Below are 26,322 nucleotides of genomic sequence, written 5' to 3'. Positions count from 1 at the left end.
TTTCGCGCGCTGCGCCTTGCCTGGAAATAGTGATGCCTGCCACTTTCGACCCCGATCACCTGCGTGCCAGCCTGCAACCCTTGGCGCAGTGGCAGCCTCTCTCGGAGCAAGCGCAGGCCTATCAGCGGTTCTATGGGCTGGATTTCCCCCAGCGCCCGTTGCGCAAGGGACTGGGGCGTTTCGAGATAGACGGGTATGAGGTGGTCGCTCAGGTCTGGTGGCCGGACAAAGCCGTAGCGACGATGTTTGTGTTCCACGGTTACTACGATCACATGGGACTGTACCGACACTTGATCGAGTGGGCCCTGGAGCAGAAATTCGCGGTGATCGCCTGCGACTTGCCGGGGCATGGCCTGTCCAGCGGCGAACGCGCCAGCATTGGCGATTTCGCCGAGTACCAGGCCACGTTGCAGGGCCTGCTGAGCGAGGCCGGAAAGCTGGACCTGCCGCAACCCTGGCATCTATGCGGACAGAGCACCGGCGGGGCCATCGTGGTCGATCACGTGCTCAACCAGGGTGCCAACAGCCCGGCCCAGGGCCAGGTCATTCTGCTGTCGCCCCTGGTACGGCCGCGGGCCTGGGGCTGGTCGCGCCTGAGTTATTACCTGCTCAAACCCTTTGTGACCGGCATCGCCCGGCGTTTCAGCGAAAACTCCAACGACCCGCAGTTCCTGTCCTTCCTGCAAGCCGATCCGCTGCAACCGCTGCGCCTGCCCACCGCGTGGGTGGGGGCGTTGGGGCAGTGGATCAAACGCATCGAAGCCGCCCCGAGCAGCCCGCGCCAGCCATTGATCGTACAGGGGCAGGCGGACATGACGGTGGACTGGGGGCATAACCTGCAGGTGCTGCGCAGCAAGTTCGACCGGCCGCAGGTATTGATGTTGTCTGAAGGCCGGCATCACCTGGCGAACGAGACGCTGGCGATACGGCAGGAGATGTTTGGGTTTCTGACCAAGCGGATGAGCCGGGCGCGGCGGTGACTGGGCGATTGCTATCGCGAGCAGGCTCGCTCCCGCAGAGGCTTGAGTGAACTCAGGTTTGACGAGCGCCAAAGGTCCAATGTGGGAGCGAGCTTGCTCGCGATAGCGGTGCCATGGACGCTGAAGATCTACTGCCCGAGATTCTGCCCCACCGCCAACCCCGCCCGAATCGCCGCCAAGGCCGCTTGATAATAAGCCTGGCCCTCGGTCGACTCGGCGAAGGTGGAAAACTCTTCCAGCTCGGTATCCGTCAGGTCGCGGTAGACGTACAACAACGTGTTGTTCAGGTCGGTGCCGATCTGTTCCATCAGGCGCTGGCGCTGACCATTGAGCATGCCCTGGGCCTGGCCGCCGCCCAGCAGGCCGGGGATCATCGAACTCAGGCTATCGGCCGCCACGCCGGCGATCGCCAGGCTGACTTCAGCGCCAGCCTCGCGGGCCGGCAGGGCCTTGGCCAGGTGGCCGATGATCAACAGGCGGTTGTCGCTGGCTTGCATCTTCGGCAGGCCCTTGGCGTTTTTCGCCAGTTGATCGCGACGGGTCGCCAGTAGCTCGGCGGCCACGACTTTGCGGCCCAAAGGCGATTGGAAAAAGCTCAGGGCCGGCTGAGGGTCGCGAAGATTCTTGCGCATTTGCGCTTCGGCCCGCTGGTCCATGGCCTGGGGGGCGAAACGTTGATTGCTGTTGTTCACCAGTGCCTGGAACACCGCTGGCGGCAGGCTGTCCTGGTAACGCTGCTGCGCGGCGCTCAGGGCGTCATTGAAATGCGCCCGCTGTTCCGGCCAGCCGGCGACCTTGTACAACTGGTCATAGCTGTCTGCCCAGGCAGGCAATACGCAGAACATCAACAGTGAGAAAAGCAAACGGCGCATAGGGACTCCTGTCAGCAGCCGACTATTCTCCGTGGGGTGTGGGGTCTTGTCGAGAATTCGTATCAAGTTCGTACGGCGGTGCTATCTGGCAGCAAAAAACCTGCTGAGCGTCGCTGTCGGTTTTACGGGCACAGGAATACTATGCGCGCCATGCAAATACCTTCTGATCACCCCCTGTTGTTACGTATCGTCGACGACCTGGCCGAGCGCGGCTGGTCGCAGCAGAACATTTTCCTGCCGGATGCGCTGACCCGTGCCCTGGCGGCTGAATGTCGCCAGCGTGCCGCCGAGGGCGAGCTGGCGCCGGCCGCGGTCGGGCGCGGGCCGTTTTCGGAAATTCGTGAAGGCATTCGCGGTGATCGTATCCAGTGGATCGAACCCGGCCAGGCGCAGGCCTGCGACCGTTACCTGGGGCTGATGGACAGTCTGCGCGAGGCGATGAATCGGGGGTTGTTCCTGGGCCTGGAAGATTTCGAAAGCCATTTCGCCCTGTACCCGCCCGGCGCGTTCTACCTCAAGCACGTCGACCGCTTTCGCGACGACGACCGGCGCATGGTGTCGGCGGTGCTCTATCTCAACGACGCTTGGCTGCCGGAACATGGCGGTCAGTTGCGCATGTACCTGGACGACGGCGTGGAACATGACGTGGTGCCCTCTGGTGGCTGCCTGGTGGTGTTCCTGTCGGGGGAAATACCCCATGAAGTCCTGCCTGCCACGCGCGATCGCCTGTCCTTGACGGGATGGTTCCGGCGCCGTGGCAACGAGTTGTTCTGAGCATGGAAAAGATCCTGGTCAGTCGCTGCCTGCTTGGGCACCGCGTGCGCTACGACGGTGGCGCCAGCGGGCCGTTCGATCAGTTGCAGCAATGGCTCGACGAAGGCCGGGTCGTGCCGTTGTGCCCGGAAGTCGCCGGCGGCCTGCCCACGCCACGCGCGGCGGCAGAGATTCCCGGTGGGCAGGGCGGGCAAGTGCTCGATGGTCGCGCAGCGGTAATCACCTCGGACGGCGAAGATGTCAGCGCGCAGTTTTTATCAGGTGCGTATCAAGCGCTGGCGTTGGTGCGTGAGCACGGCATCCGGATCGCTGTGCTCAAGGCCAACAGCCCGTCGTGCGGCAACCTGCTGACCTATGACGGGACGTTCAGTGGCGTGAAAGTCAGTGGCGAAGGCGTGACGGCAGCGTTGCTCAAGCGCCATGGGGTGCAGGTGTTCAGTGAGTTGGAGTTGCCGGAGGCCGCTGCGGCGCTCAGGGCTTTGATCGACGAGTAACTACGGGGTAGCGCTGCTTTCCTGTGGCGAGGGAATAAATCCCCTCGCCACAGGGGGCACCATGTGCCCAAGCAGGAATTGTGTCATCTAGAGCTGCTCGGCCAACTGCTCGATCTGCTCCTGCCGCTCCGCCTGGCTCAACCGCGCCTGAGGATTCAACGACGACCATTGCGGATACGCCCGCGCCTTGCCCAAGGCGTCGGGCAGTTTGCCTTCGCGCCAGGTCTTGTCCTGGGGCATGGCGATGCGGATGCTGTCCACCGCCGCGTGGCCACGCTGGTTGAGGGCTTGCAGCAGTTGGCGTTGGCGTAGGGCCAGCAGGCGCAGCACGTTGTCGTCCACCGTCAGTTCCCGCTGCCCCTTGAGCTTGCCCATCAGCCGGTTGCCGTAGCCGCGTGCGGTTTGCAGAGCACCGCCGGCAATGGCCCCGGCCAAGGCGGCGGCACCGAGGGTCAGGCCACCCACCAGCAAATCCACACCGGCACCGGCCGCCGCGCCCGCCGCGATCCCGCCACCGACCCGCACGCCCAGTTGCTTGAGGGTTGCAGGGTTGAACAGGTCATCGCCCCAGCGGCCGTCGAGCAGCGGCAGGTCGCTGGCCGCCGCATCCTGCGGCCGGAACGCGTAGAGCTTGAGCAGCGCTTCGACGCAGCGCTGTTCACGCTGACGTACCGCGTTGCGTAGCTCGCTGATGGCTTGGCGTTCCAGTTCAGCATCGCTGGCCACACTGCGACGGCAGGCGGCGCAGTCGATCAGTAACTCGGCGATCAAGCGCACCGCACTCTGTTGGCGAGCCTGGCGTTGGGCCTGTTGATCGGCGACCAGTCGTTCCAGTTGCCCCCGGGCGCTTTCCAGCAACAATGCAAGGCTTTCATACAGACGTCGTTCACCGTCCTCGGGCGGGGCGACGCTGTCAAAGCGCACCAGGGCGTGCAGCCCCAACCGTGCCAGGGCTTCGCGCCAGTCGGGCTCGCGGTGATTGGCGCTGCTGACGAAATTCAGCACCGGCAGCAGCGGCTTGCCGCAACTGGCGAGCACTTGCAACTCATCGCGATACTTGGCCAGCACCGGTTCCCGAGCATCGATCACATAGAGCCCGGCATCGCTGGCAAGCAGTTGCCGCAGCACTTTGGCCTCCTGCTCGAAGCGTTGCCGCGCCTCGCTGCCCTCAAGGAAGCGGGCCAGTCGCGCCGGGCCGTCCAGGCGTTCTCCAGGGCGTTCGAGGCGATCGAGGTAGTCGAGCAGGGCGATGGCGTCTTCCAGGCCCGGCGTGTCGTACAGCTCCAGCAGCGCTTCGCCGTCCACCGACAGACGCGCGCCCTCGACATGTCGAGTAGTGCTCGGACGGTGGGACACTTCGCCGAAGCCGACATCCCGGGTCAAGGTACGCAGCAGCGACGTCTTGCCCACGTTGGTGTGGCCGACCACGGCCAGTTTCAGCGGCTTCAGGGGCTCAGTCATGGCCGGTCTCCAGCCAGTTCAGGGGTGCACAGTCGGCGAAGGGCAATTGCAACTGCTGCAACGCGTCGTGCCAGTCGCCCAGGCGCTCGGCGTCCAGCGCTTCGCCGGGCGGTGCTTGCAACAGCCAGACACGGGTGGCGCTGGCGCTGCGGGCCAGCTCGGCGATCAACGTGAGGCTGCCACGGTCAGGGGAGCGGCGTGGGTCGCAGGCAATCGCCAGTCGTGCCGGGGGAAAGCGTGACAGTTGTTCAAGGAGTTTGTGGCGCGACTCGCGGCTGTCGAGGATGCCAGCGTTCTTCACGGTGTCTGGCAGTTTCGGTGGCCAGGGTCGATTGTCCAGTTCGATGGCCACCAGCAATGCGCCATCGCTTTGCATTGCGCCGACCGCGCTTTCGGTGTGATGCAACTGCGCAGGCGCGGCGTCGTTGACGCCCAGGCGTTCGCTGCTGGGCATCAGCCGTTCGCGCAGTTGTGCGTAGCCCGGCAGGTTCAAGTCCAGGCGCAGCGTGGCCCGGCCACGCCGCCAGCGCCACAGGCACAGCAGCGCCAGGCCCAGGCGTGGCACCACACCATAGACCAGCAGCACGCCCACCAGCCAGGCGGCCCAGGCCTGCCGGGCGCTTTCGATGTTCAGGGCGCCGTCGCCGCTGGCGCGAATCATCTCCGCGGTCGGTACGCTGAACCCCAGCAGTGCGGGCAGCGCGCCTAGCGCCTGGGTCATGGCGACGAAGGTCTGGCCGCCGAGAATCGTGGTTTCCCAGACGAAGCCATAGCGCCGGGTCGCCATCAGCATCAATACGATGACAAGGGCGCTGAGCATCGCCAGCAGCCACAAGCCGTTGACCAGCGCGCCGAGGACCCAGCGATTGAGCTTGTGCCGTTGCAGCAACAGCAGCAGGGCCGGTGCCAGCTGGGCGGCCTTGGCATCGCGGGCGAGTTTTTCGCTGAGCCACAGCCACAGGCGCCCCAGTGCGGCACCTTGCTCACCGGCGAAGATCAGACCCAGGGTCCAAGAAATGAGCAGAATCAGGTTCAGCCCCAAAAGACTGCCCAAGGCCCAGAACACATTGACCGGCGTTTGCCCGTCGCCGAGGGCGGCAAAGCCCAGGCCGGCGCCGCTGATAATAGCGAGCACCGCCAATACCAACAGTGCCAGGCGCGCCCCTTGCAGCCAGTGGCGCAGGGCTTGGGTAAGGCCATCGCGTTCGGCCAGCCAGTGGGCGCGGTGGCGGATGCGGGTGGATAAGTCGCCCCCTGCCGCACGGGCCAGGCGATTGGCTTCCTGGTCCTCGAGCGGGCCGGCGTGCTCTTCACGCAGGCGTACCGTCTCGGTCAACCAGAGGTTCTGCAGTTCTGTCACGGGCGCTTCCGTTGCTCGAATGAGGGTTGAGCATAACCGCTGTGGCGCTTGTCGGGGTACGTTGCCAGGCGTCGAGCCTCTGGTATCCTCGCCGCCATGAACAGAACTCTCCCCCTAAGCCTGATCGCAGCCCTCGGTGAAAACCGTGTGATCGGCGTCGACAACAGCATGCCCTGGCACTTGCCGGGGGATTTCAAATACTTCAAGGCCACTACCCTGGGCAAGCCGATCATCATGGGGCGCAAGACCTGGGATTCCCTCGGTCGCCCCTTGCCGGGGCGTCTGAATATCGTGGTCAGCCGACAGCCTGGCCTGGTGCTGGAGGGCGCGGAAATCTTTTCCACGCTGCAGGCTGCGGTGGCGCGAGCCGAGGCGTGGGCGCTGGAACAAGGCGTCGATGAGCTGATGTTGATCGGCGGCGCCCAACTGTACGCCCAGGCCTTGGAGCAAGCGGATCGGTTGTACCTGACCCGCGTGGCCCTGAGCCCGGAAGGGGATGCGTGGTTTCCAGCGTTCGATTCGAACCAGTGGACATTGGTGTCGAACCAGCCTAACCCGGCCGAAGGGGACAAACCGGCCTACAGCTTTGAGGTGTGGGAAAAGCGCTAAGCCATGTGGGAGCAAAGCTTGCTCGAGATTCAGACGACGCAGTGCTTCAGTCCAACCGCGTCACCGTTCTTCGCGAACAAGCTTCGCTCCCACAGGTATGAGGCCATCAAGCGTGCACCAACTCCCCATGCTCCTCGGCATCCAACAACGCCTTGTCAGTCTGTTGCATCACCTGGCTGGTGATCGCCCCGGCGGTGATCGAGCCGCTGACGTTCAACGCCGTACGCCCCATGTCGATCAGCGGCTCGACGGAAATCAGCAGCGCCACCAGCGCGACCGGCAAGCCCATGGCCGGCAGCACGATCAAGGCGGCAAACGTCGCGCCGCCACCGACACCGGCCACCCCGGCCGAACTCAACGTCACGATCGCCACCAGCGTCGCGATCCATAGCGGATCCAGCGGGTTGATGCCCACCGTTGGCGCAACCATTACCGCGAGCATGGCCGGGTAGAGGCCGGCGCAACCATTCTGGCCGATGGTGGCGCCGAATGAGGCACTGAAGCTGGCAATTGCCCGCGGGATACCGAGACGGCTGGTCTGGGCTTCGATGCTCAGCGGGATGGTCGCGGCGCTGGAGCGGCTGGTAAAGGCGAAAGTCAGCACCGGCCAGATCTTGCGGAAAAAACGCAGCGGGTTGATCCCGGCGGCGGATACCAGCAGGCCGTGGACCACGAACATCAGGCCCAGCCCCAGGTACGACACCACCACGAAGCTGCCGAGCTTGATGATGTCCTGCAGGTTGGAGCCAGCCACGACCTTGGTCATCAGGGCCAGCACGCCGTACGGGGTGAGTTTCATCACCAGGCGTACCAGGCGCGTCACCCAGCTTTGCAGGGTATCGATGGCGTTGATCACTTTCTGACCTTTCTCTACGTCATCCTTGAGTAGCTGCAACGCCGCAACACCGAGGAACGCTGCGAAAATCACCACACTGATGATCGAGGTCGGCTTGGCCCGGGCCAGATCGGCAAAGGGGTTCTGCGGAATGAACGACAGCAGCAATTGCGGGATATTCAGGTCGGCGACCTTGCCGGCGTAGTCGCTCTGGATCACCTGCAGGCGCGCCAACTCCTGGGTACCGGCCACCAGGCCTTCGGCGGTGAGGCCGAACAGGTTGGTCAGGCCGATGCCGATCAAGGCGGCGATGGCGGTGGTGAATAACAGCGTGCCGATGGTCAGGAAGCTGATCTTGCCCAGGGACGAGGCGTTATGCAGGCGGGCCACGGCGCTGAGGATCGAGGCGAAAACCAGCGGGATGACGATCATTTGCAGCAACTGCACGTAACCGTTGCCCACCAGGTCGAACCAACCGATCGAGGCTTTGAGCACCGGGTTGCCGGTGCCATAAATCGTGTGCAGGGCAAGACCGAACACCACGCCCAGCACCAGTGCCAGCAGCACCTTCTTGGCCAGGCTCCAGGTGCGGTGACGGGTTTGCGCCAGGCCGAACAGCAAGGCGAGGAACACCAACAGATTGAGGATCAGCGGCAGATTCATTAAAAAAAGACTCCGATAAGACGTGCCAGTCGCCCGAAGCCGCGACTGCGAGGCGAGAAGCCTAACAGCCTGATAACTAATGAATTAATACTAAAAGAGCATGTAGATTGTCGTTTATGGAATAAGGGTGTGGCGTTTACGGATATGCCGCTGGCGCTATCAAGACGCAAGCGGTCGCGGGCAGGCGAGGACTGTCACACGCATTTGTTAGCGTCGGGTTCTTTGAACCTGGGAGAAATGCCGATGAAGCTCGTACCTCGTTTTCTCGCTGTCGCCTTGAGCCTTGGCCTTGCTGGCCAAGCCCTTGCCACCGATCTCAAGCACTGGCCGGCGGAACAGGCCAAGGCCCTTGAAGCGATGATCGCGGCCAACGCCAACAAAGGTAACTACGCGGTGTTCGACATGGACAACACCAGTTACCGCTACGATCTTGAAGAGTCGTTGCTGCCGTTCATGGAGAACAAGGGCCTCATCACCCGTGAAACCCTGGACCCTTCCTTGAAGCTGATGCCGTTCAAGGACACCGCCGATCACAAGGAAAGCCTGTTCAGCTATTACTACCGCCTGTGCGAAGTGGATGACATGGTTTGCTACCCGTGGGTTGCCCAGGTGTTTTCTGGCTTTACCCTCAAGGAGCTCAAGGGCTACGTCGACGAGCTGATGGCTTCTGGCAAGCCAGTGCCGACCACGTATTACGATGGCGACAAGGTGGTCAACTACAACGTCAACCCACCCAAGGTCTTCACCGGCCAGGCTGAGCTGTACAACAAGCTGATGGAAAACGGCATCGAGGTCTATGTCATGACCGCGGCGTCGGAAGAGCTGGTGCGCATGGTCGCCGCCGATCCGAAGTACGGCTACAACCTCAAGCCGCAAAACGTCATCGGCGTGACCACGCTGCTCAAGGATCGCAAGACTGGCGAACTGACCACCGCACGCAAGCAGATCAGCGCTGGCAAATATGATGAGAAGGCCAACCTCGGTCTGGAGTACACGCCTTATCTGTGGACCCCGGCGACCTGGATGGCTGGCAAACATGCGGCAATCCTGACCTACATCGACGAATGGAAAAAACCGGTGCTCGTGGGCGGCGACACACCCAGCAGTGACGGCTACATGCTGTTCCATGATGTGGACGTAGCCAAGGGCGGCATTCACCTGTGGGTCAACCGCAAGGACAAATACATGACCCAGATTAACGGCATGATGGCCAAGCACGCCGCCGCCCAGGCCAAGGAAGGGTTGCCGGTGACGGCGGATAAGAACTGGGTGATCGTCAAGCCGGAAGACATTCAATAAGACCCACGACCCCTGTGGGAGCTCGCTCCCACATTTGATTTCGGTGTTCTCGGGATCTGCGTTCACCCCAATAAAAATGCCCCGCACTTGGCGGGGCATTTTTATTGCGGCTAACGACGCTTACAGGCCGTCGAGCATCGCCTTGTTCCGCACCGCGCCCTTGTCGGCGCTGGTGGCGAGCAGGGCATAGGCCTTGAGGGCCGTGGTGACTTTACGCGGACGCACTTCCACCGGTTTCCAGCCTTTCTTGTCCTGCTCGACGCGGCGCGCGGCCAGTTCTTCATCGCTGATCAACAGGTTGATCGAGCGGTTCGGAATGTCGATCAGCACCTTGTCGCCATCGCGCACCAGGCCGATGGCACCGCCAGCCGCCGCTTCGGGCGAGGCGTGGCCGATGGACAGGCCTGAGGTACCGCCGGAGAAACGACCGTCGGTAAGCAGGGCGCAGGCTTTACCCAGGCCCTTGGACTTCAGGTAGGACGTGGGGTAGAGCATTTCCTGCATGCCCGGGCCGCCTTTCGGGCCTTCGTAGCGAATGATCACGATATCGCCAGCTTTAACTTCGTCGGCGAGGATCCCGCGCACGGCGCTGTCCTGGCTTTCGAAAATCTTGGCGTTGCCTTCAAACACGTGGATCGACTCGTCGACGCCGGCGGTTTTCACCACGCAACCGTCCAGGGCGATGTTGCCGTACAGCACGGCCAGGCCGCCTTCCTTGGAGTAGGCGTGCTCGACGCTGCGGATACAGCCGTTTTCGCGGTCGTCATCCAGGGTTTCCCAACGGGTCGACTGACTGAACGCGGTTTGCGTCGGGATGCCCGCCGGACCGGCCTTGAAGAAGTGATGCACGGCCTCGTCGGTGGTCTGGGTGATGTCCCACTTGGCGATGCCTTCGGCCATGGTCTTGCTGTGCACGGTCGGCAGGTCGGTGTGCAGCAGGCCGCCACGGGCCAGGGAACCGAGGATGCTGAAGATCCCGCCGGCACGGTGCACGTCTTCCATGTGGTACTTCTGGATGTTCGGCGCGACCTTGCACAGTTGCGGCACGTGACGGGACAGGCGGTCGATGTCGCGCAGGTCGAAATCGATCTCGGCTTCCTGGGCCGCCGCCAGCAGGTGCAGGATGGTGTTGGTGGAACCGCCCATGGCGATGTCCAGGGTCATGGCGTTTTCGAACGCCTTGAAGTTGGCGATGTTGCGCGGCAACACCGACTCGTCGTTCTCACCATAGTAGCGCTTGCACAGTTCGACGATGGTCCGGCCGGCCTCCAGGAACAGCTGTTCGCGGTCGCTGTGGGTAGCGAGGGTCGAACCGTTACCCGGCAACGCCAGGCCCAGGGCTTCGGTCAGGCAATTCATCGAGTTGGCGGTGAACATGCCGGAGCACGAACCGCAGGTCGGGCAGGCACTGCGTTCGTACTCGGCAACCTTCTCGTCAGAGGCGCTGGAGTCGGCGGCGATGACCATGGCGTCCACCAGGTCCAGGCCATGGCTGGCGAGCTTGGTCTTGCCGGCTTCCATCGGGCCGCCGGAAACGAAGATCACCGGGATGTTCAGGCGCAGGGCAGCCATGAGCATGCCAGGGGTGATCTTGTCGCAGTTGGAAATGCACACGATGGCGTCGGCGCAGTGGGCGTTGACCATGTATTCGACGGAGTCGGCGATGATCTCGCGGCTCGGCAGCGAATAGAGCATGCCGTCGTGGCCCATGGCGATGCCGTCATCCACGGCGATGGTGTTGAATTCTTTCGCTACGCCGCCGACGCGTTCGATTTCCCGCGCGACCAGTTGGCCGAGGTCCTTGAGGTGAACGTGGCCCGGTACGAACTGGGTGAAGGAGTTGGCAATGGCGATGATCGGCTTCTTGAAGTCGTCATCCTTCATCCCCGTGGCGCGCCACAAGGCACGGGCGCCGGCCATGTTGCGGCCATGGGTGGATGTTTTCGAGCGGTAATCAGGCATGGAGCACTCCGGGCGGCTAATCAGGTACTTATCAGGTATCAATGGGGAAGTGAGCTTCTGTCGACGTCTGGAACACCCGGGTTTGGCGGTGTGTCCGGACGTTGCCGATGACTTTGCAGGATCGCTGCGCGCCTCAGCATGAGCTCATAAACCCGCCGGGGATGAATGGCGATGAATGTCGCGATTCTACACCGCTGGCGCCAGGATGAAATGACGCAAAGCGCCGATCGGACGCCAATGTCGCGCTTGGGATGACGACTGGCAGCGTTCAGCCGGGCAACAGGCCCCTGTGACGATGCCGCACCAGGGTATTGAGTCCCAGCCCCAGGAGGCTGAGCAGCATCAGGCACAGGGCCAGGGTCACTTGCAGGTCCAGTGGTGTAAGGCTGATCGCGGCACTGGTCAGGCCACCGACGACGAAGATCAGCACACTGCCGGCCGAGGCGGACGTACCGGCTTGTTCCGGGAATAGGTTCATGGCCCGGGTGTGGGCCGCCGCCCGGGCAATGGTCGTTCCGGTGGTGCATACAATCATGGGCAGCAACAGGGTGGTGACCGACAAGCCAAAGTGACTGGACAGCCCGAGCATCAAGGCTCCCGCCGCCAGGATCAGGCCCAGGCCTGTGATGATTTGCGTCTGTGGGTCGATCCGCGTGCTCAGTACGGTCGCCACCGCTCCCCCGCCGATATAAGCCAGTCCGTAGCCCAGCAGCGTCCACGAAAAGGCCTCGGGCGAGAGTTGCAACTGGTCGATGAGCACCAATGGCGAAATGACGATAAACGAGAAGTGGCAGGAAAAGGCCAGGGCCGACGTCAACCAATAGGCCATGAAGCTGAAGTCACTGCAAACCTTTCGATAGGCTGCGATGAAATCCAGGTGCTTGCGTTGGTGGCCCGTCGCGCAAGGCTTGAGTAAAAGGCGTGCGCTCATGAACACGCCGACGGCCAGGACGATGAACACCAGGAAGCTGCCACGCCAGCCAATCCAGCTCTGTAGCCCGGTGCCGGCCAGGGGGGAAACGGAAATGAAAATACCGCCGCAAGTGACCAGGAAGATGCGCAGTCGCTGCTGCTCGCGGCCGGTGAACAGGTCTTGGATCAACGCCTGGGACAGTACGAAACAACCGCAGCCCAAGGCCTGGACGACACGAAAGAACAGAAAGGCCCCGTAGCCGTCGGCGAGCACGCAGCCTGTTGCGCCGAGGGCCGAAACGGTAATCCCGATCAAGAGCAGGTTTTTTCGCCCCATGACGTCGGAGAGTGGGCCGATCAGCAGCTGCGAAAGGGCGATACCCACCGCGAACAGGCTGACAGACAGGGCGATATCGGACGATGGGCGCTGGAAGTGTTCGGACAGTGCAGGGAACGAGGGCAGCACCACATCGATCGGAAATACACCGAGCAAGGTCAGCGTCAGCAGCAAACCGACGACGGCGGGTTTTCGGGTGTGCAAAAGGTCCTTGGTGTCAGCCATCGATAAACCCCGCTTGAGAGAAAAGCTGCCGGTTGTTCTCGTTGTCGAAAAAACTCGCTTTCGTCATGGCCGCGAATGTCGATACCGCGCCGCAGCGAACCCGTCGGGCATGGGCATCCGGTTGCCGGAGTTCGGCAATGATCTGCAGCGATGACTGCTCGTCGAAGCCGCCGCTGGAGAGGCTGCGCATCAGCCAAGGCAGGTCTGGCTCGAAGTAAAGGCCGATGATCTCCAGCAGCATCCTTGCGGCCCGATCGCGTTGGGTCGGGGGCAGGGCGGCCCACAGAAACTGGAACACCTCGCAGAAGTAGCGACTGTGGCGTGCTTCATCCTCGAGATGATTCCTGAGCATCTGGTACACCGTGGAAACCAGGCGTTCACGGGTGATGGCCAACAGTTCTTTGGCGATGATCGTTTCGGAGACGAACCCCAACAGGAACCACGCCAGGGGGCGATCGGCGGGGCTCGCGGCTTCGATCACACCCAGCAGCCGATCGATGCGCCTGGGGCGTGGGCGGTCGCGAATGTCATACAGGGCGGCGATCTGTTCGGCCACTTCATTGGAAAAAAGAGCGTGATAACCCTCGTCCGTGTAGAGCTGCAGAGCCGCGGTTTTCATCGGCCTGGGGATCGCTGCGGCCAGTTCGCCGTGAACGATGATTTCCACCGCGCGATTGACGACCTGATGTTCGAGCATGGTGGTGTAGTCGAGGAAATACACCAGGTGATTAGCCGCCAGGCGCAGGGCAACGGCGCGTCCCGCCTTGTCGATCAGTGGATGCGCGATATAGGGAATGAAGGCTGGCGGAAACCAGTCCCGAGTCGCCAGTTGTCGCTCCAGGTCGTCGGGCAGGCGGTAGTCGTTTTTTTTCACGCGTACTGCTGCCTTGTTATCCCAATCACCCAAGGTGTAACGAGGCGTTTGCGTAGAGGCTGGGCCCGTCATGGTGTGTTGTCCTGGCCATTGACCAGAGCCATCAATTCCTTGCAGTGCACCTGTCCGTCGCCATGACCACAGCCAACAAAAAACAGCGGTTGCTCGGGTGCGCCTTCAAGGCCAAGCAGGCGTTCCACTTGGCGGTCGGACAGTGCCCCGGTCAGCCAGGTCTTGAGGCCCAGTGCGGTTGCCACCATCAGGAAGGTCTGGGACACGTGACCTGTTTCGACAAAAGCCATCCGGTAGGCGCGGGAGTGTTCGTACTTCCACCAGAGTTTGTCGAAGCGCGAGGTGATGAACAGGCCGAACGGTAATGGATCGATGAAGTGCTGGCCGCATAGCAATTGGCCCAGGGGTTCATCCGGTAGCGGCCGTATCAGGCTCAAGGCATGTTCGTCAGGATGATAGGCATAGATGCCCGGTTCCAGGCCGACGACGTTGCGCACGTAGAGATAGCCCTCGCAGGCGTTCAGGCCGCCGCCCGAGGGGCTGCTGCGACGCGCGTCCAGTGCGTCGGGAAGGCTGGCGGGAATGACCGAGCGTTCGTTCAGGTAGCCCAGGGTCAGGTACAGGAGGGTGCTGGCTTGCTCGATTGAAATGGCGTGCCCACTGAATGAGCGAGAAGTGCTCCGACTCAATAGTGTCTGCGTCAGCGAAACGTCCTGCAGATTAACCAAGGCGCAGGGGGCAAGGGCAATCCGCTCGACCGGGCACGGCTGTACCCGGGTGGGAGGCGTGGGTGAGGAAAGTATTTCGCTGCAATGTTGCAGGTACGAGGCTGCCCATTGATTCACATCTTGGGGAACACATTCACACGGTATATTTTTTGTGCCGATATGAAATATTTTCGACAACTCATCCCAGTTCCAGGTAAGGGGTTTGATGGGTGTTTTAATCAGTATGTCGGCGTTTGCAAGTTCAATATCAATGGTGTTGCTGGTGTCGAATTGTGCAGGGTCGTTTATAAGTTGTGCCAGACGTAGCGAATAGTTGAGGTTAAGTTCGAATTGAGTATGGTTTTCATAGTTCCATACGATCTGGTGTGGCGGGCGCGCAAGTATGAAAAGGTACGGATTTATATGCATGAAAATTGATTCCGCTGGGCGAAGAGTCTGGATGGGGTCGAAGCGCCGGCACTCCTCGGCCCCATCGGTTACTTACTTAGCGGCTTTGGGAACAATCAGGCCCGCCAGATTAGCGATTTTGTCAGCTTCCAGATTGATTGCTTTCATGATGCAGCTCCTTTGTTTGAAACAAGTGTTGTGCTTCTAATGGTCGTCACTGCCATGTGACAGCTCAATCATAGTTTGTAATGGGGGCTTGGCAAGTGAGTATTGAGTAGGAAAGCTCCAGTAATAATGTGGGAGAGTTCATACAAGATTCGCCAAAGTCGGTATTAACTTCGGTGCTCGGTAACTTTTCATACGCGCAAAAAAAATCGCAGCCAAGGCTGCGAATCACATCGTATGTCTATGTACGGGGCACAGAGCGGTCGCTCCGGCCCCGCCAGGGACTCAACTGTTGGGCAACAGCCGGCAGGTAATGCTCTTGATGTAGCGGGTTTCGGCAATTGCCGGGTGCACTGGATGATCCGGCCCCTGGCCGCCGCGTTCGAGCAATTGGATATTGCGGTCCAGGTGGCGGGCACTGGTCAGCAGGATGTTCTGCAGGTCGTCTTCGGGCAGGTGCATCGAGCATGAAGCACTGACCAGGATGCCGTCCTTGCTGAGCAGGCGCATGGCTTGTTCGTTGAGACGGCGATAGGCGCCTTCACCATTTTTCAGGTCTTTCTTGCGCTTGATGAAAGCGGGTGGGTCAGCAACGATCACGTCGAAACGTTCTTCGCTGGCCTTGAGCTCCTTCAAGGCTTCGAACACGTCGCCTTCGATGCAGGTCAGTTTCTCGGCGAAGCCATTGAGCGCCGCGTTGCGCTCGACACCGTCAAGGGCGAAGGCCGAGGCGTCGACGCAGAACACTTCACTGGCACCGAACGCCGCCGCTTGCACCCCCCAGCCGCCGATGTAGCTGAACAGGTCCAGGACGCGCTTGCCCTTGGCATATGGCGCCAGGCGTGCGCGGTTCATGCGGTGGTCGTAGAACCAGCCGGTTTTCTGGCCTTCCATGACCGGAGCCTCGAACTTCACGCCGTTCTCTTCCAGGGCGACCCATTCCGGCACCAGGCCGAACACGGTTTCGACGTAGCGGTTCAGGCCCTCGGCATCGCGGGCGGCCGAGTCGTTCTTGAACAGGATGCCGCTGGGCTTGAGCACCTGGGTCAGGGCGGCGATCACGTCGTCCTTGTGGGCTTCCATGGTGGCAGAGGCGATCTGCACCACCAGGATATCGCCGAAACGGTCGACCACCAGGCCCGGTAACAAGTCGGAATCGCCATAGACCAGGCGATAGAACGGCTTGTCGAATAGTCGCTCGCGCAACGACAGCGCGACGTTGAGGCGATGCACCAGCAGGGATTTGTCCAGCGGCAGCTTCACGTCACGGGACAACAGACGAGCACAGATCAGGTTGTTGGGGCTCATCGCGACGATGCCCAACGGCTTGCCACCGGCGGCTTCGAGGATGGCCTGGTCGCCGGCCTTGAAGCTGTGCAGCGGAGTGGCCGCCACATCGATTTCGTTACTGTAGACCCACAGGTGGCCGGCGCGCAGGCGACGGTCGGCGTTGGCTTTGAGGCGCAGGCTAGGCAGGGACATGACGTCGCTCCGGAAAAAAGAGCGGGAGTATACCGTGTTGCAGGGGATGGCGGGCTTGAAGGACGATAGGTGGGCGGCGGTGTATCGGATCCATCTTTAAGGGTTAGAATCCCCGCCTGACCCGGAGTGTGTACTCATGTCCAAAGAACTTTCCGCCGAACAGATCCAACAGTCCCTGCAAGGGATCAGTGTGCCGCCCCAGCCGCAGATCATGGTGGATCTGCAGATGGAACAGTACATGCCCGACCCGGACCTGGAGACCATCGCCAAGCTGATCTCCCACGATCCCGGCCTTTCCGGTGCCTTGCTCAAGATCGTCAACTCGCCGTATTACGGCCTGCGCAACAAGATTACCTCGATCCAGCGCGCGGTGAACCTGCTGGGCAGTCGTTCGATCATCAACCTGATCAATGCGCAGTCGATCAAGGGCGAGTTGCACGATGACGCCATCGTCACCCTGAACCGTTTCTGGGATACCGCCCAGGACGTGGCGATGACCTGCCTGACCCTGGCCAAGCGCGTCGGCCTGGAAAATGGCGACGAAGCCTACGCGTTGGGGTTGTTCCACGATTGCGGCGTGCCGTTGATGCTCAAGCAGTTTCCCGATTACATGGGCGTGCTGGAGGAGGCCTACGCCAATGCCAATGCCGAGTGTCGGGTGGTGGACACCGAGAACCGCGTGTTCAACACCAACCATGCGGTGGTCGGTTACTACACCTCCAAGTCCTGGCGCCTGCCAGATCACGTCAGCCAGGCCATCGCCAACCACCACAACGCCCTGGCGATTTTCAGCGACGAGTCTTCGCGCAACAACAGCCAGCTGAAAAACCTGCTGGCGATCCTGAAAATGTCCGAGAACATCTGTGCTTCCCACCGGGTGCTCGGCAATCAGGCCGAAGATCATGAGTGGGATAGTGTCGGCAGCCTGGTGCTCGATTACATCGGTTTGTCGGAATACGACTTCCAGACCCAGAAACAGGAAATTCGCGACCTCGCCACTCGTTGAGTGCCGGGCTTGCCTGACTCGAGAATCCCATGCCAGAACTGCCGGAAGTCGAAACTACCCGCCGCGGAATCGCGCCACATCTAGAAGGGCAGCGGGTCAGCCGCGTGGTGGTACGCGACCGCCGCCTGCGCTGGCCGATTCCGGAAGACCTCGATGTGCGGCTCTCGGGCCAGCGCATCGTGCAGGTGGAGCGGCGGGCCAAATACCTGCTGATCAACGCCGAAGTCGGCACCTTGATCAGCCATTTGGGCATGTCCGGCAACCTGCGGTTGGTAGAAGTCGGCATGCCCGCCGCCAAGCACGAGCACGTGGACATCGAGCTGGAATCCGGCCTGGCCTTGCGCTACACCGACCCCCGGCGCTTTGGCGCGATGCTCTGGAGCCTCGACCCACTCAACCATGAACTGCTGATTCGTCTCGGTCCCGAGCCGTTGACCGAGCTGTTCGATGGCGAGCGACTGTTCCAGCTCTCCCGTGGGCGCTCCATGGCGGTCAAGCCGTTCATCATGGACAACGCGGTGGTGGTGGGTGTGGGCAATATCTATGCGACCGAAGCGTTGTTTGCCGCCGGCATCGATCCGCGTCGGGAAGCGGGAGGTATTTCCAGGGCGCGTTACTTGAAGCTGGCGGTCGAGATCAAACGCATCCTCACCCATGCCATCGAGCGTGGCGGTACCACGCTGCGGGACTTTATCGGCGGCGATGGCCAGCCCGGTTATTTTCAGCAGGAATTGTTCGTCTACGGTCGGGGCGGGGAGCCGTGTAAGGTCTGTGGCACAGGGCTGCGGGAAATTCGCCTGGGCCAGCGCGCCAGTGTCTGGTGTCCGCGCTGCCAGAGCTGATTCGGCCTACGGTCTATAGTCAGTAGTCATACTGCTACTTTGCCGAAGGATCGCCACATGAAGCTGTTTCGACCTGTCGTTCTTGCGCTGTTGCTGAGTGTCGGTTTGCCTGTCTGGGCAAACGATGGCAGCGGCGACCCGCGCTACACCATCCAGAATCCGCCTGCCTTTGCCATGATCGGCGACCTGCTGATTGCTCGCCCGCTGTTACTGGCCGCCACCGTGATTGGTGCCGGCGCATTTGTGGTGTCCCTGCCGTTTACCGCGCTGGGCGGTGGGGTTGGCGATGCGGGGAAGGCGCTGGTGGTGGACCCGGCGAAGGCCACGTTCGTGCGGTGCCTGGGGTGTGTGGGGGAGGGGTTTGAGCGGCAGGAGTGAAGCGTTCGGTGCGGCGGATGGCCTCATCGCGAGCAAGCTCGCTCCCACAGGGATCTGCTGGATTTACACCATTTGTGTCTGAAGCCAATCACTTGTGGGAGCGAGCTTGCTCGCGATAGGGCCCGCATCGGCGCTACAAAATGATCTGGCTCAAGCCTTGCCAGTAATCCTGCGATATTTCGCCATCAACTGTTCTGCAGTCTCCGGGTGGGCTTCATCCAGGGGGATGCAATCCACCGGGCAAACCTGCTGGCACTGGGGTTCGTCGTAGTGGCCGACGCATTGGGTGCACAGGTTCGGGTCGATGACGTAGATCTCTTCACCCTGGGAAATGGCTTCGTTCGGGCACTCGGGTTCGCAGACGTCGCAATTGATGCAATCGTCGGTGATGATCAGGGACATGCAGGCTCCTGCCGGGGCATAAGGCCCGGGCATCTGAAAACGTATGTGCGCAATTGTGCCGCATTGGCGAGCGCAGTGCACGCGGGCGCGATGGACTGCGTTGTGCCAGGCTGCGAAGAGGATCGCAGCCGGCGGCTTATTTCTTGAAGCGCAGGGTCAGCGCATCGGCCACGGCTGGGTGGACGAACTTGGTGATATCACCGCCCAAGGCCGCGATTTCCCGCACCAGGGTCGACGAGATGAAGGAGTAGCGCTCCGACGGCGTCAAGAACAGGCTTTCGACGTCGGGGGCCAGTTGGCGGTTCATGTTGGCCAGCTGGAACTCGTACTCGAAGTCCGAAACCGCACGCAGGCCGCGCAGGAACACATTGGCGTTCTTCTCCTTGGCAAAGTGCGCCAGCAGCGTCGAGAAGCCGACCACCTCCACGTTCGGCAGGTGCTTGGTGACTTCACGGGCCAGTTCCACACGTTGTTCCAGCGGGAACAGCGGGTTTTTCTTCGGGCTGGCGGCGACGGCAATGATCACATGGTCGAACAGGCGCGAGGCGCGTTCGACCAGATCGCCATGGCCCTTGGTAATAGGGTCGAAGGTACCTGGGTACAACACTCGGTTCATCGCGTCGTCCTGGCGGGTGTCCGTTGGGGAGTCGGATGGTATCGCAGCCTTCTCGGTCGGCCAAGTCGGCTGTTGGGTAAGAAAGCACTATAGACGCTGCGAATAACCCGCATATTCATGATTTCTTCAGACGTTCGGCCAGGGAAGTCGCCAGTTGGGCCGTCAGGCCGTACACCGATAATTGTGGGTTGGCGCCGATGCTGGTGGGGAACAGTGAACCGTCATGGATTGAGAGATTGTGCAGTTGGTGATGACGACCAAGGCTGTCGGTGACGGCAGTTTTGGGATCTTCACCCATGGCGCAGCCCCCCATCACGTGAGCGCTGCCCAGGCGCGTGCGGTACAAGGCAAGGTCAAGGCCGTCGATCTGCGTGCGGGCTTCGGCCAGGGTTTTCACATAGCGGGCATCGCTGTGCATGGGCATGACCGCCCTGGCGCCACCGGCGAACTGAATCTCGGCCATGCTGTGGAAGGCCCGGCGCAAACCGTCCCAGGCGTACGGCGAAACGTGATAGTCGAGCACGGGTGTGCCGTCGCTGCGCAACTCGACGCTGCCGCCGGGGCTGTCTGGATGAAAACCATCGCGCAACAACGCCAGCATGGCGTGGGTGTGGGGCAGTTGCGCCATGTGCAGGGCGTTCTCGCGCCCCAAGCCGCCGAGCAACGTGGCGGCGAGGGCTGGGTGCAAGGGCGGCACCTCAAGCTTGTAGGACATTTTGCCAGCAGCACCGTCCAGCCATTGGAAATGATCGGAATAAATCGATTGCGGGGCGCCGTAGAACGGGTTGATGACCTCGTCGAATTGCCCGGCGGACATGTTCACCAGATGCAGGAAAGTGCGCTTGCCCAGGCGTTCGTGCGGATCCGGCGCATCGGAGCGTAGCAGTAGGGCTGGGCTGTTGATGCCGCCGCCGGCCAGTACATAGTGTCGAGCCTTGACGGTGATGCGTCGCCCGGTCGGTGTCACGCAACGCTCGTCCATGGCCAGGCACTCCAGGCCGGCAATTCCATCGTTCTTGATGATCAGGCGCTCGGCCCGCGCCAGGTAAAGCAGCACGCCACCCTTGTCCAGCGTGGCCGGGATGGTGGTGACCAGCATCGACTGCTTGGCGTTGGTCGGGCAGCCCATGCCGCAATAGCCCAGGTTCCAGCAGCCGCGTACGTTGCGCGGGATAACGTGCCAGCTGTAGCCCAATCGTTCACAGCCCTTGCGGATCACGTCGTTGTTGGCATTGGGTGGAATCAGCCACGGCGCCACACCCAGGCGTTGCTCCATCTGTTCGAACCAGGGCGCCATCTCGGCGGGGCTGTGGCCCTTGACGTTGTGCTCGGTGGCCCAGTGGTCAAGGGTTTGAGCGGGGGTGCGAAAGCTGGAGGTCCAGTTGATCAGCGTCGTGCCACCCACCGCCCGGCCTTGAAGAATGGTGATGGCGCCGTCCTTGCTCATGCGCCCGAGCCCTTCCTGGTACAGGCTGGTGTAGGCCTGGTCCTCAAGCATCTTAAAGTCGTTGCTGGTCTTGAGCGGGCCTTCCTCGATCAGCAGCACGCGGTAGCCGGCAGCGCTGAGAATTTCGGCCGTGGTGCCGCCACCGGCGCCGCTGCCGATGATCGCCACATCCGCTTCCAGGCTCAGGTCCTGGGTCAACTGCGCGCCGTTGTGGGTGGTCCAGCCACGGGCGAGGCCTTCGCGGAAGGGATCGGGTACGGGCATTCTGGGGGTCTCTTATTATTTAAAGTTTACGATGTCCCTGTGGGAGCGAGCTTGCTCGCTCCCACAGGACCACCTGGCTTTCAGACTGTTGGTGGTCCCGGATACCCGCAATGTGCCCAGGCCTCGGCCCGGCTGTACCACGCCATCATCACCATCTGCAGCAACGAGCTATGGCCTTGTCGCAGAAGGTCCAGTGAGCTGTTTTCCCAGCGATCGAGGAATTGACGGATGTCATCGGCGCTGGCGTTTTCCCACGCGCCCCAGACCCCGGTCAGCGGCCCACGGGTAATGCCCAGGGTGAGGACGTCGAACAGTTGGCGAGTGAGCTTGAGCATGGACGGCGACAGATGAGCCAGGCCGGTATCCAGGCTTTGCAGGGTGGCGCCGGTGGCCGTGGCGATCTTTTCGACGGCCACGGCGCCGTCCAGCATCACGGGGATGACAGCGCGCAGGAACGGCAGGTCGCTGTCGCGCAGGGCTGCCAGCCCGCTGGCCGGTTGGCTGGGCGAGCACCCGCCCAGGCTGGCTGCCAACCCGACGCTGGCCAGGAACGCGCTGGCGCCGAGGCTGAATTTCAGCAGGTCGCGCCGTGACAGTGTGGGTGTATCGGTCAGGCTTGGGTTCATTATTGTTATTGCCCGGGAAGATGCGTGTTAACGGACGAACAGCTTCTGGATCAGCTTCTGCAGAGGCTTGCCGTAAGGTGGATAAATCAGTTTCGCGGCGTTGAAGCGCTGTTTGGTCAGCACGCCCTTGGCCTTGCTGAAGGTCAGGAAACCCTCGTGCCCGTGGTAGTGCCCCATCCCCGAGGCGCCGATGCCGCCGAACGGCATGTCATCCTGGGCAACGTGCAACAGCGTGTCGTTCAAACAGACACCACCGGAATGGGTTTCGTGGAGCACGCGATTCTGTTCGGCCTTGTTGTAGCCAAAGTAGTAGAGCGCCAGCGGGCGAGGCCGCTGATTGATGTAGGCAAAGGCCTGGTCCAGACGCTCATACGGCACGATGGGCAGCAGCGGACCGAAGATTTCATCCTGCATCACGGTCATGTCGTCGCTGACATTGAGCAACAGGCTGTGGGCCATGCGCCGCCCCTGGCTTTGGTCGAACAGCTCGATCAGCAGTGCGCCCTTGCTGGTGGCGTCGCTGATGTAGCCGTTGAGCCGTGCCAGTTGTCGTTCGTTGATGATCGCGGTGTAGTCCGGATTGTCAGCCAAAGTCGGATAAAACCCGCGAACCGCCTGGCGATACGCTTCAACGAATTCACCGACGCGGCTCTGCGGTACCAGCACGTAATCCGGTGCGACACAGGTTTGTCCGGCGTTCAGGGTTTTGCCGAAAGCAATGCGCTCGGCGGCGTCCTTGAGGGGAACGTCGATGGACACGATGGCCGGCGATTTTCCACCCAGTTCGAGGGTGACCGGGGTCAGGTTTTCGGCGGCGGCACGCATCACGTGCTTGCCAATGCTGGTGGCACCGGTGAACAGCAGGTGATCGAACGGTAGTTTGGAAAACGCCATGCCGACCTCGGCCTCGCCGAGCACCACGCAAACCAGGTCCTGGGGGAAAATCTGGGCCAGCAATTGCTTGAGCAGCAACCCGGTCGCGGGGGTCGCTTCGCTGAGCTTGAGCATGACCCGGTTGCCCGCCGCCAACGCCCCCACCAACGGCCCAATGGCCAAGAACAACGGGTAGTTCCACGGCACGATGACCCCGACCACTCCCAGCGGCTGATACACCACTTTGGCCGACGCCGGTTGGAAGGCCATGCCGACCTTGCGCCGGGAGGGTTTCATCCAGCCCTTGAGGTGCCGGCTGGCGTAATGAATGCCATGCAGGCTCGGCATCAACTCGGCCAACAGCGTCTCGTCCGCGCTGCGGTGGCTGAAATCCTGGCTGATAGCATCGATCAACGCTTGTCGTTCGTTGCTTAACAGTTCCCGCAATGCCTTGAGCCATTGCCGGCGCTGTTCGGCCGGTGGCATGGGATGGGCGGCGTAGGCCTGGCGCTGGGCATCGAAGAGCGCCCGCAGTTGGCCTGGTTGCTGTTGAGACTCGTGCAAGTAAGCAACGTCGGCAGGCATTGTCGGGCACCGGATATTATTGGAATGGGTGTTTTCTAGAGCTTGTACTCTAGAAAGTCAATGACATCCGCAACGGCTTTGGGTTTTTCCTGTGACCGATAGGTCGTAAGATGCCGATCAATGCCTTCGTCGAATTAAAGCCCAAACCATGGCCCCACGAATGAAAACCAGCGAGCGCATCGTGCAAAACAGCCTCGAACTGTTCAATCAGCAGGGCGAGCGCAGTGTGAGCACCAATCACATCGCCGCCCACATGGACATGTCCCCGGGCAACCTCTATTACCACTTCCCCAACAAGCAGGCGATCATCGCCGTGCTGTTCAGTGAATACGAAAACCTGGTGGACAGTTTCCTGCGGCCCCCCAAGGCCGGGCGTCCACGGTAGACGACAAGCGCTTCTACTTGCAGGAACTGCTGTCGGCGATGTGGCGCTACCGGTTCTTGCACCGGGACCTGGAACATCTTCTGGACAGTGACCCGGACCTTGCTGCCCGTTATCGTCGGTTTTCCCAGCGCTGCCTGATCCACGGCACCGCCATCTACGAGGGTTTCGTGGCGGCCGGTATCCTGAAGATGGACCGGGTGCAGATCGAGTCCCTGACGCTTAACGCCTGGATCATCCTCACATCCTGGGTACGATTCCTGTGCACTACGCGAGAAAACTCCAGCCATCTGAGTGAACAGGCCATCAAGCGTGGCGTCTATCAGGTGCTGGTGCTGGAGGCCGGCTTCGTGACCGATCAGGCTCGCGAAGCGGTGGATGCACTGTTCAAAGAGTATTACGTCCCCCTGGCCCAGACCCTGGAGGAAAGGCCGTAGGATAGGACCCTTGATTCAGCCACAGGAGCTCAGCATGTCCATCGCGCAACTCATCAGCCCCCAAGCCCTCGAGCAGCAAAGATCACAGCCCGGGCTGGTGATCCTCGATTGTCGTTTTGCCCTGGAGGACCCGGACTATGGTCAGCGCAGTTACGCCGAGGGCCATATCGCCGGTGCCTCGTTCGCGGATCTTGAGCGCGACCTGAGTGGACCGGTGATCAAGGGCGTGACTGGGCGTCATCCGCTCCCGGAGCCTGATGCCTTGGTCGAACGCCTGCAGGCCTGGGGCATCAGCAACGACAGCGACATCGTGCTGTATGACGACGGCCCCGGTGCCTATGCGGCTCGGGCCTGGTGGTTGCTGGCCTGGTTGGGTAAGCGCGATGGCGTGTTCATCCTCGACGGCGGGCTCAAGGCCTGGCATGCCGCCGGCCTGCCCCTGAGTCTCGACCCACCGCAGAGCCGTCGCGGGACCTTCAGCGGTGCGCCAGACAGCGCCTTGCTGCTCAGTGCACAAGCACTGCAACAGCGCCTTGGCCAGTTGGACATGACCCTGCTCGATGCCCGGGCGTTGCCGCGGTTCAAGGGCGAAGTCGAGCCGATCGACCCGGTGGCCGGGCACATTCCTGGCGCCCAATGCGCAGCGTTTACCGACAACCTGGGCGCCGATGGGCGTTTTTTGCCGCCGGATCAACTCAAGCAGCGCTTTGCCGAAAAGCTCGGAGATCGTTCGCCGACTGAACTGGTGGCCTACTGCGGCTCCGGCGTGACGGCGTGTCACAACCTGTTTGCCTTGTGCCTGGCGGGGTATCCGTTGGGCAGGCTGTATGCCGGTTCGTGGAGTGAATGGATCAATGATCCACAGCGCGGGGTGGCAAAGGGCGAATGACGCTCAGGCTCTAAAACAATGGAAGCGAGCTTGCTCGCGATGGCGTCGGATCAGCAGCACGTGCATTGACTGACATACCGCAATCGCGAGCAAGTTCGCTCCCACAGGGATGGTGGTGGTCATGAATCGCCACCTCGCCACGGTTCATCCCCGGCCCAGGTTGGCCAGCCATGTCGGAATCCGCCGCTCCAGATAATACCCCGGGCACCGCAAGGATCCGTCGACAAATCCCACATGCCCGCCCCGAGCGTGCAACTCAAGTCGGGTCGAGGCGGACAATTCAGCGGGTTCGGGCAGACTGTGGGGAAACACGAAAGGATCGTCGGCGGCCTGGATGACCAGGGTCGGTGTCTTGATCCCGCCCATGAAATAACGACTGGAGGCGCGGCGATAATAGTCCGCCGCATCCGAGAAACCGTGCAGCGGCGCAGTTATCCGGCCATCGAAGTCCCAGAAAGTACGCATGTTTTCCAGCGGGCCCAGCGCCGTCAGGGTCGCCAGCCCTTCGTGGCGTCCGTCGTGCTGGAACTGGCGTTGCTTGTTGCGCACGTAGGCGACCATTTCACGCATGAAATGCGCCTGGTAGAACTTGGAAAACCCTTGGTCGATGCGGTCGGCACACTGGTCGAGCCGAAATGGCACCGAGACCGCCACTGCCCCCTGCAACTGGCTATCGCTGCCCGTTTCCCCCAAATGCTTGAGCAGTACGTTGCCGCCCAGTGAATAACCCACAGCAAACAGCGGCGCCAGGGGGCGACACGCCCGCAGGTGAACGATAGTGGCGGCCAGGTCTTCGCTGACGCCGGAGTGATAACTGCGGGGCAACAGGTTCGGCTCGCCCGAGCAGCCACGCCAGTTCAGCGCCACACTGGCCCAACCCTGGCGACCGAGGGCCTGCTGCAGGCCGGCCACGTAAGGCGAGTTGGAAGAGCCGGTCAGCCCGTGCAGCACCAGCACCAAGGGTGCCTCGGCACTGTGGGGGCCATGCCAGTCGAGGTCGAGGAAATCGCCGTCGTCCAGCCATAGCCGTTCACGTTTGCGATCGATGTGGTTGGTCTTGCGCCACAGGGGCCCCCACAAGGTTTGCAAGTGCGGGTTGCCAAGCCCCAAGGCGGGGACGAAACGTTCAGATGCCGCGGACACT

General features: G+C 61.8%; 24 protein-coding genes and 1 pseudogene. 10 read left to right on the top strand and 15 right to left on the bottom strand.

Annotated features, from left to right (window positions below; translation table 11 throughout):
• Positions 1 to 32: 32 nt before the first annotated feature.
• Positions 33 to 980 (top strand): alpha/beta hydrolase, encoded by a 948-nt coding sequence (locus tag J9870_RS27785; protein ID WP_210641869.1) that lies wholly within the window; start codon positions 33 to 35, stop codon positions 978 to 980.
• A 128-nt stretch (positions 981 to 1,108) separates the two neighbouring features.
• Here J9870_RS27785 and J9870_RS27780 read toward each other — a convergent pair whose 3' ends face one another.
• Positions 1,109 to 1,852, bottom strand: a complete 744-nt coding sequence (locus J9870_RS27780; RefSeq protein ID WP_210641867.1) for a DUF2059 domain-containing protein — start codon at positions 1,850 to 1,852, stop codon at positions 1,109 to 1,111.
• Between the two features lie 141 nt (positions 1,853 to 1,993).
• Between J9870_RS27780 and J9870_RS27775 the strand changes: the two genes are divergently transcribed.
• Both J9870_RS27775 and J9870_RS27770 read left to right on the top strand, forming a co-directional pair.
• Complete coding sequence (locus J9870_RS27775; RefSeq protein ID WP_210641866.1) at positions 1,994 to 2,626, top strand: 2OG-Fe(II) oxygenase; 633 nt, start codon at positions 1,994 to 1,996, stop codon at positions 2,624 to 2,626.
• A gap of 2 nt (positions 2,627 to 2,628) precedes the next feature.
• Positions 2,629 to 3,120 carry a DUF523 domain-containing protein gene (locus J9870_RS27770; RefSeq protein ID WP_210641864.1) on the top strand — a complete coding sequence of 164 codons (492 nt, stop codon included), beginning with the start codon at positions 2,629 to 2,631 and terminating at the stop codon, positions 3,118 to 3,120.
• 87 nt (positions 3,121 to 3,207) lie between these two features.
• Here the strand turns inward: J9870_RS27770 and J9870_RS27765 are convergent, their stop codons facing one another.
• A complete protein-coding gene (locus J9870_RS27765; protein WP_210641862.1) occupies positions 3,208 to 4,581 on the bottom strand; it encodes a GTPase/DUF3482 domain-containing protein in 1,374 nt (457 codons plus the stop codon).
• Complete coding sequence (locus J9870_RS27760) at positions 4,574 to 5,941, bottom strand: DUF2868 domain-containing protein (RefSeq protein ID WP_210641860.1); 1,368 nt, start codon at positions 5,939 to 5,941, stop codon at positions 4,574 to 4,576. Before J9870_RS27760 ends, J9870_RS27765 begins: the two co-directional genes overlap by 8 nt.
• A gap of 96 nt (positions 5,942 to 6,037) precedes the next feature.
• Here J9870_RS27760 and J9870_RS27755 point away from each other — a divergent pair, with 96 nt between their 5' ends.
• A complete protein-coding gene (locus tag J9870_RS27755) occupies positions 6,038 to 6,550 on the top strand; it encodes a dihydrofolate reductase (protein ID WP_210641858.1) in 513 nt (170 codons plus the stop codon).
• 106 nt (positions 6,551 to 6,656) lie between these two features.
• On the opposite strand, the gene J9870_RS27750 is transcribed toward J9870_RS27755, so the two are convergent.
• On the bottom strand, positions 6,657 to 8,048 hold the full coding sequence (locus J9870_RS27750) for an L-cystine transporter (protein WP_210641856.1): 1,392 nt from the start codon (positions 8,046 to 8,048) through the stop codon (positions 6,657 to 6,659).
• A 243-nt stretch (positions 8,049 to 8,291) separates the two neighbouring features.
• Here J9870_RS27750 and J9870_RS27745 point away from each other — a divergent pair, with 243 nt between their 5' ends.
• Positions 8,292 to 9,347 (top strand): haloacid dehalogenase-like hydrolase, encoded by a 1,056-nt coding sequence (locus J9870_RS27745; RefSeq protein WP_210641855.1) that lies wholly within the window; start codon positions 8,292 to 8,294, stop codon positions 9,345 to 9,347.
• A 120-nt stretch (positions 9,348 to 9,467) separates the two neighbouring features.
• Here the strand turns inward: J9870_RS27745 and ilvD are convergent, their stop codons facing one another.
• The 5 genes from ilvD to J9870_RS27720 form a co-directional block, all read right to left on the bottom strand.
• The gene (gene ilvD / locus J9870_RS27740; protein WP_210641853.1) at positions 9,468 to 11,309 is read right to left on the bottom strand and encodes a dihydroxy-acid dehydratase; all 1,842 of its coding nucleotides are present in this window, start codon (positions 11,307 to 11,309) and stop codon (positions 9,468 to 9,470) included.
• 268 nt (positions 11,310 to 11,577) lie between these two features.
• Positions 11,578 to 12,783 carry an MFS transporter gene (locus tag J9870_RS27735; protein ID WP_210641851.1) on the bottom strand — a complete coding sequence of 402 codons (1,206 nt, stop codon included), beginning with the start codon at positions 12,781 to 12,783 and terminating at the stop codon, positions 11,578 to 11,580.
• Entirely contained in the window at positions 12,776 to 13,729 is a 954-nt protein-coding gene (locus J9870_RS27730) for a diiron oxygenase (RefSeq protein ID WP_210641848.1), read from the bottom strand. The genes J9870_RS27735 and J9870_RS27730 overlap by 8 nt, the downstream gene beginning before the upstream one ends.
• Positions 13,726 to 14,805 carry a SagB/ThcOx family dehydrogenase gene (locus J9870_RS27725; protein ID WP_210641845.1) on the bottom strand — a complete coding sequence of 360 codons (1,080 nt, stop codon included), beginning with the start codon at positions 14,803 to 14,805 and terminating at the stop codon, positions 13,726 to 13,728. The genes J9870_RS27730 and J9870_RS27725 overlap by 4 nt, the downstream gene beginning before the upstream one ends.
• 429 nt (positions 14,806 to 15,234) lie before the next feature.
• Positions 15,235 to 16,431 (bottom strand): class I SAM-dependent rRNA methyltransferase, encoded by a 1,197-nt coding sequence (locus J9870_RS27720; RefSeq protein WP_210641843.1) that lies wholly within the window; start codon positions 16,429 to 16,431, stop codon positions 15,235 to 15,237.
• A gap of 190 nt (positions 16,432 to 16,621) precedes the next feature.
• Between J9870_RS27720 and J9870_RS27715 the strand changes: the two genes are divergently transcribed.
• Genes J9870_RS27715 through J9870_RS27705 form a run of 3 tightly spaced genes read left to right on the top strand, consistent with a single transcriptional unit; the run spans position 16,622 to position 18,657 of the window.
• Positions 16,622 to 17,437, top strand: a complete 816-nt coding sequence (locus J9870_RS27715) for an HDOD domain-containing protein (protein ID WP_210645448.1) — start codon at positions 16,622 to 16,624, stop codon at positions 17,435 to 17,437.
• Positions 17,438 to 17,466: 29 nt separating this feature from the next.
• Positions 17,467 to 18,279, top strand: a complete 813-nt coding sequence (gene mutM / locus J9870_RS27710) for a bifunctional DNA-formamidopyrimidine glycosylase/DNA-(apurinic or apyrimidinic site) lyase (RefSeq protein ID WP_210641841.1) — start codon at positions 17,467 to 17,469, stop codon at positions 18,277 to 18,279.
• A 57-nt stretch (positions 18,280 to 18,336) separates the two neighbouring features.
• Complete coding sequence (locus tag J9870_RS27705) at positions 18,337 to 18,657, top strand: multidrug transporter (protein WP_210641839.1); 321 nt, start codon at positions 18,337 to 18,339, stop codon at positions 18,655 to 18,657.
• 150 nt (positions 18,658 to 18,807) lie between these two features.
• On the opposite strand, the gene J9870_RS27700 is transcribed toward J9870_RS27705, so the two are convergent.
• From J9870_RS27700 to J9870_RS27680, 5 genes are all read right to left on the bottom strand, one after another.
• The gene (locus J9870_RS27700; RefSeq protein WP_210641837.1) at positions 18,808 to 19,059 is read right to left on the bottom strand and encodes a YfhL family 4Fe-4S dicluster ferredoxin; all 252 of its coding nucleotides are present in this window, start codon (positions 19,057 to 19,059) and stop codon (positions 18,808 to 18,810) included.
• Between the two features lie 136 nt (positions 19,060 to 19,195).
• Positions 19,196 to 19,675, bottom strand: a complete 480-nt coding sequence (gene coaD, locus J9870_RS27695) for a pantetheine-phosphate adenylyltransferase (protein ID WP_007897855.1) — start codon at positions 19,673 to 19,675, stop codon at positions 19,196 to 19,198.
• Between the two features lie 115 nt (positions 19,676 to 19,790).
• Complete coding sequence (locus tag J9870_RS27690) at positions 19,791 to 21,386, bottom strand: GMC family oxidoreductase (protein WP_210641835.1); 1,596 nt, start codon at positions 21,384 to 21,386, stop codon at positions 19,791 to 19,793.
• Positions 21,387 to 21,466: 80 nt separating this feature from the next.
• Positions 21,467 to 22,012 carry a twin-arginine translocation pathway signal protein gene (locus J9870_RS27685; RefSeq protein ID WP_210641833.1) on the bottom strand — a complete coding sequence of 182 codons (546 nt, stop codon included), beginning with the start codon at positions 22,010 to 22,012 and terminating at the stop codon, positions 21,467 to 21,469.
• A gap of 27 nt (positions 22,013 to 22,039) precedes the next feature.
• Complete coding sequence (locus J9870_RS27680) at positions 22,040 to 23,470, bottom strand: coniferyl aldehyde dehydrogenase (protein ID WP_210641831.1); 1,431 nt, start codon at positions 23,468 to 23,470, stop codon at positions 22,040 to 22,042.
• Positions 23,471 to 23,618: 148 nt separating this feature from the next.
• Between J9870_RS27680 and J9870_RS27675 the strand changes: the two are divergent.
• Together J9870_RS27675 and J9870_RS27670 are read left to right on the top strand one after the other, a co-directional pair.
• A pseudogene (locus J9870_RS27675) lies at positions 23,619 to 24,289 on the top strand (TetR/AcrR family transcriptional regulator).
• Positions 24,290 to 24,323: 34 nt separating this feature from the next.
• A complete protein-coding gene (locus J9870_RS27670; protein ID WP_210641829.1) occupies positions 24,324 to 25,178 on the top strand; it encodes a sulfurtransferase in 855 nt (284 codons plus the stop codon).
• Between the two features lie 144 nt (positions 25,179 to 25,322).
• On the opposite strand, the gene J9870_RS27665 is transcribed toward J9870_RS27670, so the two are convergent.
• Positions 25,323 to 26,321: a hydrolase gene (locus J9870_RS27665; RefSeq protein ID WP_210641827.1), complete on the bottom strand. Its 999-nt coding sequence runs from the start codon at positions 26,319 to 26,321 to the stop codon at positions 25,323 to 25,325.
• Between the last annotated feature and the right edge of the window lies 1 nt (position 26,322).

Origin of the sequence: Pseudomonas sp. Tri1, from assembly GCF_017968885.1 — a bacterium.
GTDB lineage: Bacteria > Pseudomonadota > Gammaproteobacteria > Pseudomonadales > Pseudomonadaceae > Aquipseudomonas.
The sequence above is the reverse complement of the archived record's forward strand: the minus strand, read 5'-3'. Positions and strand labels throughout refer to the sequence as shown.